Annotated in this window: 15 protein-coding genes; 10 read left to right on the top strand and 5 right to left on the bottom strand. The window is 69.9% G+C overall.

The genetic code is table 11. The annotated features are described in order from the left end of the window. The first annotated feature begins 103 nt into the window (after window positions 1–103). A complete protein-coding gene (locus tag OEIGOIKO_RS01270) occupies window positions 104–1459 on the top strand; it encodes an MFS transporter (RefSeq protein WP_125050996.1) in 1356 nt (451 codons plus the stop codon). An 18-nt stretch (window positions 1460–1477) separates the two neighbouring features. Here OEIGOIKO_RS01270 and OEIGOIKO_RS01275 read toward each other — a convergent pair whose 3' ends face one another. The 3 genes from OEIGOIKO_RS01275 to OEIGOIKO_RS01285 all read right to left on the bottom strand — a co-directional run bounded on the left by OEIGOIKO_RS01275 (window position 1478) and on the right by OEIGOIKO_RS01285 (window position 3364). Beyond that, window positions 1478–1939 (bottom strand): DUF7878 domain-containing protein, encoded by a 462-nt coding sequence (locus OEIGOIKO_RS01275; protein ID WP_246177108.1) that lies wholly within the window; start codon window positions 1937–1939, stop codon window positions 1478–1480. Between the two features lie 92 nt (window positions 1940–2031). Then, window positions 2032–2844 carry a MerR family transcriptional regulator gene (locus tag OEIGOIKO_RS01280; protein ID WP_125050998.1) on the bottom strand — a complete coding sequence of 271 codons (813 nt, stop codon included), beginning with the start codon at window positions 2842–2844 and terminating at the stop codon, window positions 2032–2034. Beyond that, a complete protein-coding gene (locus tag OEIGOIKO_RS01285) occupies window positions 2828–3364 on the bottom strand; it encodes a VOC family protein (protein ID WP_125051000.1) in 537 nt (178 codons plus the stop codon). The genes OEIGOIKO_RS01280 and OEIGOIKO_RS01285 overlap by 17 nt, the downstream gene beginning before the upstream one ends. Before the next feature lie 105 nt (window positions 3365–3469). Between OEIGOIKO_RS01285 and OEIGOIKO_RS01290 the strand changes: the two genes are divergently transcribed. The 3 genes from OEIGOIKO_RS01290 (at window position 3470) to car (ending at window position 8405) form a co-directional block, all read left to right on the top strand. Beyond that, window positions 3470–4180, top strand: coding sequence for a FadR/GntR family transcriptional regulator (locus OEIGOIKO_RS01290; protein WP_125051002.1), 711 nt, complete (start codon window positions 3470–3472; stop codon window positions 4178–4180). Further along, entirely contained in the window at window positions 4177–4677 is a 501-nt protein-coding gene (locus OEIGOIKO_RS42445; protein WP_246177109.1) for a hypothetical protein, read from the top strand. Before OEIGOIKO_RS01290 ends, OEIGOIKO_RS42445 begins: the two co-directional genes overlap by 4 nt. A gap of 83 nt (window positions 4678–4760) precedes the next feature. Beyond that, window positions 4761–8405: a carboxylic acid reductase gene (car, locus tag OEIGOIKO_RS01305; RefSeq protein WP_125051004.1), complete on the top strand. Its 3645-nt coding sequence runs from the start codon at window positions 4761–4763 to the stop codon at window positions 8403–8405. Window positions 8406–8475: 70 nt separating this feature from the next. On the opposite strand, the gene OEIGOIKO_RS01310 is transcribed toward car, so the two are convergent. Next, window positions 8476–9096 carry a helix-turn-helix domain-containing protein gene (locus OEIGOIKO_RS01310; protein ID WP_125051006.1) on the bottom strand — a complete coding sequence of 207 codons (621 nt, stop codon included), beginning with the start codon at window positions 9094–9096 and terminating at the stop codon, window positions 8476–8478. Window positions 9097–9184: 88 nt separating this feature from the next. On the opposite strand from OEIGOIKO_RS01310, the gene OEIGOIKO_RS01315 reads away from it, so the two are divergent. The 3 genes from OEIGOIKO_RS01315 (at window position 9185) to OEIGOIKO_RS01325 (ending at window position 11619) form a co-directional block, all read left to right on the top strand. Continuing rightward, window positions 9185–9811, top strand: a complete 627-nt coding sequence (locus tag OEIGOIKO_RS01315) for a class I SAM-dependent methyltransferase (RefSeq protein WP_125051008.1) — start codon at window positions 9185–9187, stop codon at window positions 9809–9811. A gap of 119 nt (window positions 9812–9930) precedes the next feature. Next, window positions 9931–10434: a DinB family protein gene (locus OEIGOIKO_RS01320; protein WP_125051010.1), complete on the top strand. Its 504-nt coding sequence runs from the start codon at window positions 9931–9933 to the stop codon at window positions 10432–10434. Between the two features lie 144 nt (window positions 10435–10578). Further along, window positions 10579–11619, top strand: coding sequence for a vWA domain-containing protein (locus OEIGOIKO_RS01325; RefSeq protein WP_125051012.1), 1041 nt, complete (start codon window positions 10579–10581; stop codon window positions 11617–11619). Window positions 11620–11779: 160 nt separating this feature from the next. Here OEIGOIKO_RS01325 and OEIGOIKO_RS01330 read toward each other — a convergent pair whose 3' ends face one another. After that, window positions 11780–11983 carry a hypothetical protein gene (locus OEIGOIKO_RS01330; RefSeq protein ID WP_125051014.1) on the bottom strand — a complete coding sequence of 68 codons (204 nt, stop codon included), beginning with the start codon at window positions 11981–11983 and terminating at the stop codon, window positions 11780–11782. Between the two features lie 136 nt (window positions 11984–12119). Between OEIGOIKO_RS01330 and OEIGOIKO_RS01335 the strand changes: the two genes are divergently transcribed. The 3 genes from OEIGOIKO_RS01335 to OEIGOIKO_RS01345 all read left to right on the top strand — a co-directional run bounded on the left by OEIGOIKO_RS01335 (window position 12120) and on the right by OEIGOIKO_RS01345 (window position 14930). Further along, complete coding sequence (locus tag OEIGOIKO_RS01335; RefSeq protein ID WP_125051016.1) at window positions 12120–12554, top strand: VOC family protein; 435 nt, start codon at window positions 12120–12122, stop codon at window positions 12552–12554. Window positions 12555–12663: 109 nt separating this feature from the next. Next, entirely contained in the window at window positions 12664–13554 is an 891-nt protein-coding gene (locus OEIGOIKO_RS01340) for an AraC family transcriptional regulator (protein WP_125051018.1), read from the top strand. 59 nt (window positions 13555–13613) lie between these two features. Beyond that, window positions 13614–14930, top strand: a complete 1317-nt coding sequence (locus tag OEIGOIKO_RS01345) for an epoxide hydrolase family protein (protein ID WP_125051020.1) — start codon at window positions 13614–13616, stop codon at window positions 14928–14930. Window positions 14931–15126: the final 196 nt, after the last annotated feature.

A 15126-nucleotide genomic window follows, 5' to 3' on the forward strand; every position in this document is an offset into this window, starting at 1 on the left:
CAGCCCTGCACATTCGCCCGGTCCTGCGACGAGGACCGGCCCTGTGGAAACGCCCGGTCCTGGTCCTGCAAGGACGCACCGCGGTAAGCCCTCCGCGAGGAAGATGTCCGAACGGCTGCGTGGGGCCGCTCTCGACACCCGCCCCCTGAGCGTTCCCGCTTTCCGGCGCTTGCTCGCGGGGCAGGGTCTCTCGTACATCGGCACCATGATCACCGAGGTGGCGGTCCCGCTTCAGGTCTATGGCCTGACCCACTCGTCGCTGTACGTCGGCCTGACCGGTCTCGTCGGTCTCGCTCCGCTCGTCGCCTTCGGGCTGTACGGCGGTGCCATCGCCGACCGGGTCGACCGTCGCCGGCTGTACCTGGTCTCCGCGACGGTGACCTGGGCCGTCACCCTGGCCCTGTTCGTACAGGCCCTGGTGGGCGCCAGGTCGGTGGGGCTGCTGCTCGGGCTGGTGGCGCTGCAGGCCGCCGCCTTCGCCGTGTCCTCCGCCGCGCGCGGAGCGATCATTCCCCGTGTCGTACCCGCCGCGCTGGTGCCCGCCGCGAACACCCTGAATTACACCGCCGGGAATCTGGGGCAGGTCGCCGGTCCCCTGGTGGCCGGGGTGCTCGTCGGCCTGCCGCACGGATTCGCCTGGGCCTACGGAGTCGACGCCGTCCTGTTCACGGCGCTGTTGTACTCCACTGTGCGCCTGCCTCCCCTGCGCATGCAGAGGGAACTCCCGCAGCGAGGGGGCGTGCGGATGGTGTGGGACGGCTTGCGCTTCATCGGCTCCCATCCGGTTCTGTGGATGTCCTTCGCGGCCGATATCGCCGCCATGGTGCTGGCCATGCCCACGGCGCTGTTCCCGGAAGCCGCCTCGACCCGCTTCCACGGAGGTGCGGGACTGCTCTATTCGGCCGTCGCCGTGGGCTCACTCGTGGCCGCCGCCTTCAGCGGCTGGATCGGCAAGGTGAGCCGCCAGGGGCGTGCCCTGACCGTTGCCGTGGCTGCCTGGGCGGTGGCCATCGCGGCGGCCGGGGCGACACACAGCCTGCCGCTCACGGTGGGGCTGCTGATCTGCGCGGGCGCCGCCGACCTGGTCAGCGCCGTCTACCGGCAGACCATCCTGCAGACCTACGCGCCGGACGAGATGCGGGGCCGCCTCCAGGGCGTCTTCACGGTCGTCGTCGCCGGCGGACCGCGCCTGGGCGATCTGCGGGCCGGGGCCATGGCTTCCGCGACCGGCCTCACGCTCGCGTGGTCGGGTGCGGCTGTCGCCTGTCTGGTCCTGGTGGTGGGAGCGGCGCTGGCCGTGCGGCCGTTCTGGCGCTATGCGGCCTCTTCGCCTTGTTCGGCTTCGTCGCCTTGTTCGGCTTCGTCGTCCTCGTCGCCTTCTTCGGCCTCTTCGGCCTCTTCGGCCTCGTCGGACGATGCGCTCCCCCGATCACAGACCGTGCACGAGGCCGGCCGATGAGACACGGGCGGCCGTGCCTCAGAGACCAGGAATCAGACCGGGCCTGACACCGATCTCCGCCACGTCCTCGCGGACGGCAGCCACAAAGCGTCCGACCTCCGCTGCAAGGACGTCCCAAGTGACCGGCGAGGTCCAGGCATCCGGCGCGAAGACGGAGCCGGCCCGCCACCCCTCGGCCGACTCCACCATCCGTACCGCACCCGGTTCCGCGCAGGACATCGAGTCGAACACGAAGTCACCGCGCTCGCCGTCCGGCCGGTGGAGCCAACCCACCAGAGCCTGCGCCAGCTCAGCCACGGGGAACAGCTTCTCCGCGAGCACCACCCGGTCGCCGTCCCGGATGACCAGGTCGGCCTCGATGTCCACGAGCAGATGTCCGTCATGCGCCGACGCAGGCCGAAGGCCACGCTGGCGCAGGTCCGGCGCCCCCACGTCCCCGTACACGAATTCCACCGACATCCGGTCCTCCCGAGCGTTCACGGGCCGCCCGTCCACCGGCCGCCCAAGCCGCGAACCCTACCAAGCAGCCCTGTACCGCTCGCTGCACGGGTGCGGTCCTCCAGTCCCACGCCCTACTGCCAGGCCGCGGTCTCGGGGTCGATGCCGTGGGTGCGGGCGCTGGCGTCGACAATGCGCCGGAACCATGCGGCCAGGCCGGTGCGGATACCGTCGTAGTGGGCGGCGAACCCCGGGTCGGTCTCGAACGTACGGCCCAGGCAGACCTGCATCTGCCTGGTGAGGGGGAAGTACGAAGCGAAGATCTCCCGGTGCCGCTCGACAAGTTGGTCAGCCTCCGGACTGCCAGGCGTGACACCGGCGTCCATCGCGTCCCCGAGGGCGCGGTCGAGGTCGGCCATGGCCTCGGTGACGGCCTGCCATTCCTCCGGGCTGCGCGAGGCTGAGCGTTCGGCGTACTGCTGCCATTGCGTGGTGTCTCCGTAGCGCCGGCGGGCCTGGGCGGGCCAGTCCGGGTTCCACTGAGGCCCGAAGATCGCCGCCTGCTGCTCGACGGTCAGCAGCAGGCCGCGCTCGTGGGCGTCGATCATCCGGTCCAGTCCTGCGCTGAGCTGCTGGAGGCGGTCGATCCGTTCGGCGACCTGGGCGCGCTGCGCGCGCAACGCACCGGGCACATCCGTGGCCGAGTCGTCCAGGACGGCCTGGATTCTGTCCAGGCCGAGACCGATCTCGCGGTAGACGACGATGCGGTGCAGACGTTCCAGATCACCGGCGGTGTAGAGCCGGTATCCGGCAGCCGTACGCAGCGACGGTCGCGCCAGGCCGACCTCGTCCCAGTGGTGCAGCGCGCGGACCGTCACACCCAGCCGCGCCGAGACCTCACCGACGGTCAGGCCCTCGACGTCACTGGTGTCAGGCGTGCTCCTCATGGTCGCCGCGGCCGGCGTCCGGTGGGGTGATTCCGATGGCTGCAAGGTTCCGTGCCTCCTGACTGGCCGGATCGAAGGGCTTCGCCGCAGTAAAGACGATCCGCGCGTTTTCGGGCGTGGTCACCGTCACGTCGCGAGTGTTCCAGGGAGTGTCCCGCGGCCCCTCGACCGAGTCGGGGCACACCGCGCGACACGCCTCGACGAGGGAGTCGATCTGGCTGAGCACGCACGCGAAACTGCAACTCATCGCCGGTGGCTGCGCCGGAACGGTCTCCGCCGGGACGAGGAGTACGTCCTGGAACGCCCACCGGCGCAGATGTACCAGCCTGCCGGGGACGCCGAACAACTCGAAGAACCCGAGCCCACGAGTCCAGAAGTCCACCGAAACCGCCAGGTCGCTCGTGGGGATCGTCACGAACGCGGGCATCCCGTAGATGCCGCGGAACAGCTCCGGCGGAGCGGCGTCCGGGCCGGGAGCGGGTACGGGACTCATCTCGAACGCGTTGTAGTAGTCGCTCATGCATTCCACACTCCAGCCTCACGCAACGTGAGGGTCAAGCGCGTTCGGGAGGACGGATAGAAATGTGACGTTCAAATGTCTGATGTTTGTCTGTATGCTGCCGCCATGAAACGCATCAGCACACCACGGCGGACGGCCAGCCTCTCCGCACAGCTCGTGGACAGCCTCCGCTCGCACATCGAGGCGGGTGGATGGCCGGTGGGCACGCGCATCCCGCCGGAGCAGGCGCTCATCGAGGAGCTCGGGGTCGGACGCAGTACGCTGCGGGAGGCGCTCGGCGCGCTCGTGCACCTGGGCCTGCTGGAAGCCCGGGTCGGGGACGGCACCTACGTCCGCGCGTCGAGTGAGCTCCAGTCGGTCATGGTGCGGCGCGCGAGTGCCGCGCAACGGAACAACGTGCTCGAACTGCGTACCGTCCTCGAAGAGTACGCCTCAGGAGCCGCCGCCCTGCGCCGCAGCGAGGACCAACTGCGGCGACTGAGAGAGCTGTTGGCCGACGCCGACGCGGCCTGTGCGGGCGCGGACAAGTCCGCGGCCGAGAGTGTCGACGCGCTGTTCCACCGGGCCGTCGTCCGGGCGAGCGGCAACGACCTCCTGATCGAGATGTACGACCACCTCGGCACGGCTCTCACCTCCTCCCTGGGCGGTCTGCCCTGGGACGCCGCCGGCGCCGAGGAGCACGCCGCCCTGCACCGGCGTCTCGTCGACGCCATCGAGGACCGGGACGAGAGCGGCGCCCGCGCCGCGGCGGCCGCGATCGTCCAGCTCACCCGCGACCACGAGGCCGGGGCAGCACACGTGGCGGAGGGCGAGTGAGTCCGCGGTCGGCGTCGCTGTCCCGTCGGCGCTCCACCACAGGGGCGCCGGCCGCCGACCGCACCGGGGCCGCCGTGTCCGTCGGGCTGGGCGGCGGCGCGTGCCTCGTCCTCGCGCTGACCTTCCAGAGCGTACGCGCCGGCAGCTCCGGCGAGGCTGCCGCGCTGGCAGGCATGGCGCAGTCCGTCGGCTGTCTCGTGGCGGCGGCCGGCCCCCTTTTCCTCGGCATCCTCGGCATCCTCGGCATCCTCGGCATCCTCGGCATCCTCGGCATCCTCGGCATCCTCGGCATCCTCGGCATCCTCGGCATCCTCGGCATCCTCGGCATCCTCGGCATCCTCGGCATCCTCGGCATCCTCGGCATCCTCGGCATCCTGCACGACAGTACGGGCAGCTGGGCGCCTCCGCTCGTGGTGCTGGTCGTCCTCAGCACGGCCATGGCAGGTGCCGGGTACGGCGCGGGGTGCAACCGCCTGGTGCGCCGTCCGGCGCTCTGACGAGGCTGTCCGTTCCGCTCTTCCCCGCACATGACGATTCCCCCACCTGAACGGGCCTGCCAGGCCCAATGAGGAGAGCACTCATGTCCGACTCACAGCCCCCGACTGACGAGCTCATCGCACCTACCGCCCAGCCCCCGACCGACGAGTTCACCACGCGTACCGCGCAGCGCGCCGCTCACCTGTACGCGACGGACGCGCAGTTCCGCAACGCCGCGCCGCTGGACTCCGTCACCGAGGCGATCCGGCGGCCGGGCCTGCCGCTCGCCGATCTCGTGGCCACGGTCATGGAGGGATACGCGGACCGCCCTGCCCTGGGCGAGCGTGCCACGGAGCCGGTCACCGACCCGGACACGGGCCGCACCACGCTGCGTCTCCTGGAGCGCTTCGACACGATCACTTACGGCGAACTGTGGGAACGTGTCGGCGCGGTGGCCTCCGAGTGGCGGCACCACCCCGGCCACGCCGTGGGCCGCGGTGATTTCGTCGCGCTGCTCGGGCCCACGAGCGCCGAGTACACCATGGTGGACCTGGCATGCGTCCGCTCCGGCGCGGTGAGCGTTCCTCTCCAGGCCGGTGCCGCGGCGGAGCACCTGGCCCCCATCGTCGCGCAGACCGGACCGCGCCTGCTCGCGGTGGACATGGCGCACCTCGGCGTCGCGCTCCAGCTCGCGGCGGACGCCCCGTCGCTGGGCAGGATCGTCGTTCTCGGCCACCACCCCGAGATCACCACTCACCAGGAATGGCTGGACTGCGCACGTGACCGACTCGCCGCGCAGGGCCGAGGCGTCACCGTGGACACGTTGGCGTCGGTCATCGAGCGAGGGCGGGCCCTGCCACCACTCCCCCGGTGCCCCGAGGGAACGACGCCCGACGCGCTCAGCTCGCTGATCTACACCTCGGGGAGCACCGGCACCCCCAAGGGCGCCATGTACACCGAGCGTCTGGTCCGGCAGTTCTGGGTCGACTTCGTGCCTGGCCAAGGGGTACGGCCGTCCATCGTGCTCCACTACATGCCGCTGAGCCACATGATGGGGCGGGGCGTGCTGTTCGGCACGCTCGCCAAGGGGGGCATCGCCTACTTCGTGGCGTCGAGCGACCTCTCGACGCTCTTCGAGGACCTCTCCCTGGCCCGTCCCACCGAGTTCATCATGGTGCCCCGCATCAGCGACATGCTCTTCCAGCGCTACCAGGCGGAGTTGGCCCGCCGTAGCGAAACGGGGGCGGTGGGAGCCACGCCCGATCAGGCGGAGCACGTACAGGAGGACTCGCAAGCGGAATCGCAGGCGGAGTTGCAGGCGGAGTTGCAAGCGCAATTGCGGAAGGAGTTGCGGGAGAAGACCCTGGGCGGCCGCCTCCTGTGGGCCGTCAGCGCCTCGGCCCCGTTGAGCGCCGAGATGACGGCGTTCGTCGAGAGCTGTTTGCACGTCAGGCTGCTCAACGGTTACGGGTCGACGGAAGCCGGAATCGTCTCCCTCGACGGCCGGGTGGTGCGCCCGCCGGTGACCGACCACAAACTGGCGGACGTGCCCGAGCTGGGATATTTCCAGACCGACTCACCGCACCCCAGGGGCGAACTTCTGATCAAGTCCGAGCGGCTCTTCTCCGGCTACTTCCAGCGGCCGGACGCCACCGCCCAGGTCTTCGACGCGGACGGCTTCTACCGCACGGGCGACATCATGGCCCGCACCGGTCCCGACACGCTGGTGTACGTCGACCGCCGTTCCAACGTCCTCAAGCTGTCACAGGGCGAGTTCGTGGCCACGTCCCGCCTGGAAGCCCTCTTCATCGGCAGTCCGTTCGTCCGGCAGATCTTCGTGTACGGCAACAGCACCCGTGCCTACCTGCTAGCGGTCATCGTGCCCACCCAGGACGCGCTCGACCGCGCCGGAGAGGACACCCAGCGCCTCAGGGCCATCTTGCGCGAGTCCCTGCAACGCCTCGCCACCGAAGCGGGCCTCGACGCGTACGAGGTCCCACGGGACTTCCTCGTCGAGACCGAGCCGTTCAGTCAGCGGAACGGGTTGCTCTCCGGAGTGCGCAAGCTGCTGCGACCCGCGTTGACGCAGCGCTACGGCGAGCGCCTCGAAGCGCTGTACACCGAGCTGACCGAACGCGGGGCCGACGAACTCCAGGCACTGCGCCAGGCAGGCCCGTCCCAGCCGGTACCGGAGACCGTGCTCCGGGCCGCCCGCGCGCTCCTCGGACACCGACAAGGAGACGTCAAGCCCGGCACGCACTTCCTGGAACTCGGTGGTGACAGCCTCTCCGCGCTGTCGTTCTCACAGCTGCTGGAGGAGATTTTCCACGTCGACGTGCCGGTCGACGTCCTCATCAACCCGGTCAACACACTTCGGCAGGTGGCTGACCGCATCGAGAATGCCCTTGCGGGAGACCGGCGCCCGACCGCCGACAGCGTCCACGGTCCGGGCGCGACGCGCCTCCTGGCAGGCGACCTGACGCTGAAGGCGTTCCTCGACACAGGCACCATGGGCACCCTCGCGAAGACCGGCAGGCCGGCCGGTCCGCTGCCCGAGGCACGGACCGTCCTGCTGACCGGCGCCAACGGTTACCTGGGCCGCTTCCTGTGCCTCGAATGGCTGGAGCGGGTCGCCGAGCGCGGCGGCACCCTGGTGTGTGTGGTCCGTGGCAGCACCGACGAGGCGGCCAGGGCACGGCTCGACGCGGCTTTCGACAGCGGCGACCCGGAACTGCTCCGGCACTACCGTGACCTGGCCGCCGGGCACCTGGAGGTGGTCGCCGGCGACATCGGGGAGGCCGATCTCGGGCTCGGCAAGGAGACCTGGCAGCGGCTGGCCGACTCGGTGGACCTGATCGTCCACCCGGCGGCACTCGTCAACCATGTCCTGCCGTACGACCAGCAGTTCGGCCCCAACGTCCTGGGTACGGCCGAGCTGATCAGGCTCGCGCTCACCTCCCGTGTCAAGCAGTTCACCTACCTGTCGACGGTCGCCGTCGTTCTCGGGTCCGAGGCCGCGGCCGACGAGACGGCAGACATCCGTACAGCCTGCGGAGTGCGCGACCTCGACGGCGGTTACGCGGACGGTTACGCGGCCAGTAAATGGGCGGGCGAGGTGCTGCTCCGCGAGGCGCACGATGCGTACGGTCTGCCGGTCGCCGTGTTCCGCTCGAACATGATCCTCGCGCACCGGCGCTACCGGGGCCAGCTCAACATCCCGGACGTGTTCACCCGCCTCCTGCTGAGCCTGCTGGCGACAGGCATCGCGCCAGGCAGCTTCTACTCCCGAGGCGTCAGTATCGACACTGGCAGCGGGCACTACGACGGGCTCCCCGTGGACTTCACAGCGCGGGCCATCGCCGCGCTGGGCGACGGCACACGGGAGGGTTACCGGACCTTCAACGTCGTGAACCCGCACGAGGACGGCATCTCACTCGACACGTTCGTCGACTGGCTGACGGCAGCCGGGCACCCCCTGACGCGCATCCACGACTACGACGCATGGCTCGACCGCTTCGAAACCGCCATGCGCGGCCTGCCCGACCGCCAGAGGCAGCATTCGCTGCTGCCCCTGCTGCACGCCTTCACAAAGCCGGAAGAGCCCTTGCCTGGATCGGCACTGCCCGCGCAACGGTTCCGCGCGGCCGTGCGGGCCGCCTCCCTCGCCGGGGAGGCGGACATCCCGCATCTGTCGCAGGACCTGATCACCAAGTATGTGGCGGACCTTCGGGCGCAGCACCTGCTGTGAACCAGTCGGACGGGGGCTGGAGCCCGGGCTGGGGACGGGGTTCGGGCTCGGGCTCGGGCTCGGGCTCGGGCTAGGGCTCGGGCTCGGGCTCGGAATGGCCAAGAGTCGATCGGTCGGTGTCTGTGCGTACGTGCGCCCGCAGCCCTTGTGGTCCGAACAGGATGAGGAGTTCGACCGCGCCGCCGTCGGCGCTGCCCAGCCAGTGCGGCAAGGACGTGTCGAACTCGGCCGCCTCGCCTGGCGGCAACGTCAGGTCGCGGTCGCCGGTCACCAGCCGCAGGTGACCGTTGAGCACGTAGAGCCATTCATGCCCCTCATGCGTCTGCGGGGTCGGTTCGAGCGGTTCCGGCCGGGCGGGGATGATCATTTTGAAGGCGTGCACTCCGCCCGGCCGCCGGGACAGGGGCACGAAGGTCATACCGTGCCGTCTGATCGGTTTGAGGTGGATCCGGGGGTCGCCGGTGCGCGGAGCGCCGACGAGGTCGTCCAGCGGGACGTCGTAGATACGGGCCAGCGGCAGCAGCAACTCCAGCGTCGGCCGGCGCTGCCCGCTCTCCAGCCGGGACAGGGTGCTCTCCGAGACGCCGGTCGTCACCGCGAGGTCGGCGAGGGTGATGCCGCGGTGACGGCGCAGCGCACGGAGCCGCGGGCCCACCGCGTCGAGCACGTCGTCGTCCGTCTTGGGGTCCATGCGGCCCATCTTGCCGTTACCGCAAGTTTTCGTGCCAGGCAGTGCGGTGCCTGGCAACACTGGGCGCCCACCGACAGAAGGAGTCCTGATGAGCACCACCGACGCGGTCACGTTCTGGGACGGCGTGCACGCGGCCCGGCCGGCAGCCGGCGACCCGCAGCCCAACGCTCGCCTCACCGAGACGGTGACGGGCCTGCCGACCGGCGACGCGCTGGACCTCGGATGCGGTGCCGGTGGTGACGCGCTGTGGCTCGCCGGCCAGGGATGGCAGGTCACCGCCGTCGACATCTCGGCCGTGGCGGTCGAACGGCTCGCCGCCCTCGCCCGCTCGCACGGTCTGGGCGAACGCGTCACCGCGATGACGTACGACCTGCACGACTCCTTCCCACCCGGCACGTTCGACCTGATCAGCGCCCACTACCTGCAGACACCGTGCGAGCTGGACCGGGCGGCCGCCCTGCGTTCGGCGGCGCGCGCCCTGCGCCCGGGCGGGAGGCTGCTGGTCGTCGACCACGGCTCGGCCGCGCCGTGGTCGTGGCAGCAGGACCCCGGCACTCGGTACCCGAGCCCGCGGGAGGTCGCGGCCGGTATCGGACTGGCTCCGGAGACATGGACGGTCGAACGGGCCGACGCACCCCGCCGGATCGCGACCGGGCCGGACGGGCAGACCGCCGAAGTCACCGACCACGTCCTCCTCGTCCGCCGCACCGCCTGACACGGTGGCCGGCTCCGTCCTCGACGAAACGCGACGCAGACAGGACGCAGACACGACGCGGACGCGACGCAGACACGACGCAGACACGACGCTGACTCGGCGAAGAAAGGCGACCCCTGTTGCCCAGCACCACGCACCACACTCACCGCCGCGACACCCCACCGCCCCGGACCGGAAGCAGTGAGGCCGAGGTCCTGCGCGGGTTCCTCGACTACCTCCGTACGTCGATCGCCGCGAAGGTCGACGGTGCTCCCGAGCCGCAGCAGGCCCGGACAGCCGCCGTGCCGTCGGGCACCAACCTGCTCGGCCTGCTCAACCACCTGACGGCGGTCGAACGCTGGCTATTCCTCGGGGACGGCGTCCCCGACTGGCCGGCGACGTTCCAGGCCGCACCGGCGGACCGCGTGGCCGACATCGTGGCCCGCTACCGCGAGACGGTCGAGCGTGCGAACGCCGTGCTCGACGTGTGCACCGATCTCGACGCACCGGTCCCCCGGCCGCGGCCGGGGCGCGCCGGTCCCAGCGTCCGCTGGGCACTGACCCACATGATCGAGGAAACCGGCCGTCACGCGGGCCACGCGGACATCCTCCGCGAACTGATCGACGGCTCGACCGGTCGCTGATCCGGGCAGGCGCGTCCGCACCCGGCACGGCCACGGCCCACCTCAGGGCGGGAGCCACCGGCCTCCCCCGGCTCGGCGTCCACGATCGATTGTCAGTGGTGGGTGAGAAGGTGAGAGCACCAAGACGGAAGAGGGGGAGCAGTAATGTCCGGGAACCAGAACTACATCAATCACGTTGCTCTTGTGCTCGATGCCAGTTCGTCCATGTCACACCTGAGCCGTAAGGTCGTCGACGTCGCCGACCAGCAGATTGCGTATCTGGCTCGCCGCTCGAAGGAACTGGGCCAGGAGACCCGCGTCACGGTGTACGCCTTCGCGGACACGGTGGAATGCGTCATCTACGACAAGGACGTGCTGCGGATGCCGTCCCTGAAGCAGCTTTACCGGGTCGGCGGAATGACGGCTCTGCTGGCGGCCACGCTGAAGTCGCAGCGGGAACTGGCGCAGACGGCACAACTGTACGGCGACCACAGCTTCCTGACGTTCGTGCTGACCGACGGGCAGGAGAACGCGAGCCATCGCTGCCCGGACACGCCCGGCAAGAGCACCCGCGAACTGATCCGCGCAGTGGACGAATTGATCAAAACGCAGGAGGACAACTGGACGCTCGCCGTCCTCGTGCCGGACCAGATGGGCAAGCGCGAGGCCATGCAGTGCGGCTTCCCGAAGGACAACATCGCCATCTGGGACGCCACCAGCACCCGGGGCCTGGAAGAGGCGGGACAGGTCATCCAGCAGGCCACCGAGAACTTCATGGTGGGCCGGGCCCAGGGCATCCGGGGTTCTCGGGCGGTCTTCTCCACCGGCGCGGAGGCGGTCAACAAGGACACCATCGAGGCAGCCGGCCTCACCCCGGTGGACCCGTCGAAATACCAGCTGATTCCGGTGGCGCGCGCGGCGGCGATACGGGAATGGGTCGTCGAGTGCGGGCACACGTACCGTACCGGTTGTGCCTTCTATCAGCTGAGCAAGTCGGAGAAGATTCAGGCACGGAAGCAGATCGCCGTGCTGGAGAAGAAGACGGACCGGGTGTACACGGGACCGGAGGCCCGGTCCTTGCTGGGGCTGCCGGACGAGGAAGTGCGCGTCAGTCCTGACCGCAATGACGACTTCACCATATTCGTGCAGAGCACCAGCGTGAACCGGAAGCTGGTGCCGCACACACGGCTGCTGCTGATGCTCTGATTCCTCGGGAATTCCGGAGACGCCGGAAACCCCGGAAACCCCGGAGGCCCCGGAGACTTCGGAGACCTCGGAGGCTCCGGAGACCTCGGAGGGCCGAAGGCTCCGCCGGTCCGGCCGGCCGGCGGAGCCGCTTCCGCAGCAGCCTCAGCACGCGGAATTCTCATGGATGCTGACGCCGAGAGCGCCGTGCCGCGGGAAAAGCGATACCGAGGACTCCGCCCGCGCCACCGCCGAGCACCAGACCCACCGCCATGTTGTCGAAGACAGTCAACCCGAGCACGAGCCCGACCGCGACGCCGACCAGCATGCCGGCAATGAGCCCTGTGCTGATGGACGGTGCTCCGACTGCCTCGTTGTTCGTCACACGACCAGTGTGCCGGACGGGCTGCCGGAGGTCGGTCACCGTCCGGCCAACCCCATGGCCGGCCGCCGGCGTCAGCCATCCGACCAGCCACGGAAATCTGGATGACGAGGAAAGAGCCCGCCTCTACGATGGCCCGATGGCATCGATCAAGCAGTTCCAAATCACCTTCGACTGCGCGGACCCCGAACGCGTCGCCCGCTTCTGGTGCGAGGTGTTGGGGTACGTCGTACCGCCGCCTCCGGAGGGGTTCGCCACTTGGGACGCTTACGATCGTTCGCAACCGCCTGAGCGCCAGGGCTCCGCGTTCGTGTGCCAGGACCCCTCAGGGGTGGGCCCGCGTATGTACTTCCAACGCGTTCCCGAAGGGAAGGTTGTCAAGAACCGGGTGCATCTCGACGTGCGGGCCGGCACCGGGCTCGTAGGGGAAGAGCGGGTGGCCGCGCTCGAGGCCGAAGGCGCACGCCTGGTCGCGCTCGGCGCGGTACGCGTGCGGCTGCTGCCCGCTGATGACGAGAACGAATCGTGTCTCTGTATGCAGGACGTCGAGGGCAACGAGTTCTGTCTCGACTGAGTGCCGGGCAACCAGGCACGTCACGTCACACGCGGGCGGCCCGGACCGACCGGGCCGCCCGCTTCGCTCGGACCGCGCGTGAGCGACACCAGCCACTACTCTCGGCCGTATGGTGTTCGATTCGGCTCATTTCGATCTCCAGCCCTATGCGGGTTTCGCCATGGACTCCTACGTGCGACGGACCCATTGCAGCTGGGAGGACGCCGGCTGGCAGTCGTTGCTCGTCCAGCGGTTCCACCACGTCCCGGTGGTCGAGAGCATGGAGTTGCCGGCCGCGGCGGACCTGCACCTGATTCTGCCCGTGGCGGGCCGGACCGTGCTGGAGACGCGGACCGGAGGCGGGTGGGACCGCCGTACCTGGGCGCCCGACCGGCTCGAACTCGCCGTTCCCGACCGGTCCGTCCTCCGCCGCTATCGCGCGGACGGACCGTTGCGCAGCGTGCAGGTGCACCTTCCGCGCGGCACCCTCGAACGTACCGCGGCGCAGCTGGGGAGCCACGCGGTCGACTACGAAAGCATGGCGGCATCCGTGGCCACCGGGGACCCGCTCCTCGTGGAGACGGTCCGTGCCGTCGGTTCGGCGGAGGAGACCGGTGACCTGTACGCCGAGGCATCGGCCGCCTTCCTGGCCGTACACCTGCTCACCCGTCACTCCCGGGCTCCGGGCCGGCGAGCGCCCGCGCGGGAGGACGCGCGCGTCCGCACGGCGATCACGTTCATGCGTGACCGGCTGGCCGAACCGCTCACGCTGGCCGATGTCGCGGACGAAGTGCATCTGAGCGTTTTCCACCTCGTCCGCGTGTTCCGCCGGGCGACGGGACAGACACCTCACCGGTACCTCACCCACCTCCGTGTCGAAGAGGCGAAACGTCTGCTGCGGGATACCGGTTTCACGGTCGCCCGGATCGCGCCGCTCTGCGGCTTCGCCGACCCCGGCGCCCTGTCGACGGCGTTCCTGCGCCATACCGGGGTCCGCCCCTCGGCGTACCGCAATTCCTGACCTCTTCGCGGCAATCTCACGCATGGGCCCGGGCGGTGACCGTACCTAGGGTTCCGTCCATGGCTCAAAACACGACGACAACGCCGAAGAACGAGCAGAACAAGCAGAACAAGCAGGCTGAGGGTATCGGGCGGGCCGAGCAGACCGAGGGCGCAGGGCGGACCGAGCAGACCGAGCAGACCGAAGAGACCGGACACGCCGGGCGGATCGAGCCCTTCCCCCTTCACGTTCCCGACCGCGAGCTGACACTCCTGCGGGCTCGACTCGACGAGGCACGGCTCCCCGAACCCGAAACGGTGCCGGACACTTCGCAGGGCATCGGACTCAACCGGCTGCGGACATTGCTGGACACCTGGCGACAGCACGACTGGCGGGCCACGGAAGACCGCTGGAACGCGATTCCGCATTACCGAGCCCGTATCGACGGGCTGAACATCGCGTTCTGGTACGTGTGTTCGCCCGAGCCGACAGCGTTTGCCTTGCTACTCACGCACGGCTGGCCGGGCTCCGTACTCGAATTCGAGAACGTTCTCGGGCCGCTCACCGACCCGGTCGCGCACGGCGGTTCCGCCGCCGACGCGTTCCACGTGGTCGTACCGTCGCTGCCCGGGTTCGGGTTCAGTGAGCGTCCGCGCGAGCCCGGCTGGCAGCCGGCCCGTACGGCGCGGGCATGGGCCGAGTTGATGACCGCGCTCGGTTACGAGCGGTTCGGCGCGCACGGTGGGGACTGGGGCGCGTACGTCAGCACCGAACTGGCGCGCCAGGTGCCCGAGCGCGTCGCCGGTCTGCACCTCACGATGCCGCTCGCCTCTCCCCTGCCGGAGGACCGGCACGCGCCCGACCCGGCGGAACGACGCATGCTGGAGCGACGCGACACCCATCTCGCGGACGGCTACGGCTTCGGGATGATCATGGCGACGCGTCCGCAGACACTCGGCTACTCCCTGCTCGACTCCCCCGCCGGCCTGGCGGCGTGGCTCGGCGAGAAGTTCGACGCCTATGCCGACACCCGGCCGGAGGCCGGTGGCGGGGTGAGCCTGACGCAGCAGGTGGAGAACATCGCCCTGTACTGGCTGACCGGGACCGGCGCCTCCAGCGCCCGCTGGTACTGGGAAGCCATGCGGTGGGTGCCGCGCAGCGCCGAGGAGGAGATCGCACAACCGGTGACGACGCCCACCGCCTGCTCACTGTTCCCGGCCGAACCCTGGCCGACCGCCCGGCGCTGGGCCGAGCGCCGTTACCACGACCTCCGCTCGTGGCACGAGATGGACCGCGGCGGCCACTTCCCCGGCCTGGAACAGCCGGACCTGCTGGTCGCCGAGCTCCGGGCCGCGTTCCAGCACGCGCGTCAGAGCACGAACGGCCGCCCGCAATAACAGCTCCCGTACCAGGTACGCACCTTCTCGGCCCGCGTCGGCCCCCTGCCCGGCGAAGACACCCTGGGCGCCCCGAATGCCCCGAACTACCCCGAATCACCCCGAACATAGTCGTCGTTGACGGGCCGACTGTCGCAGCGGTCCGCATTCCACACCTGATCCGCGGTGTGGCAAATGCAGGCTCTGCCGTATTCAC

The sequence above is a fragment of the Streptomyces paromomycinus genome (genome assembly GCF_003865155.1).
In the GTDB taxonomy this organism is placed as follows: domain Bacteria; phylum Actinomycetota; class Actinomycetes; order Streptomycetales; family Streptomycetaceae; genus Streptomyces; species Streptomyces chrestomyceticus.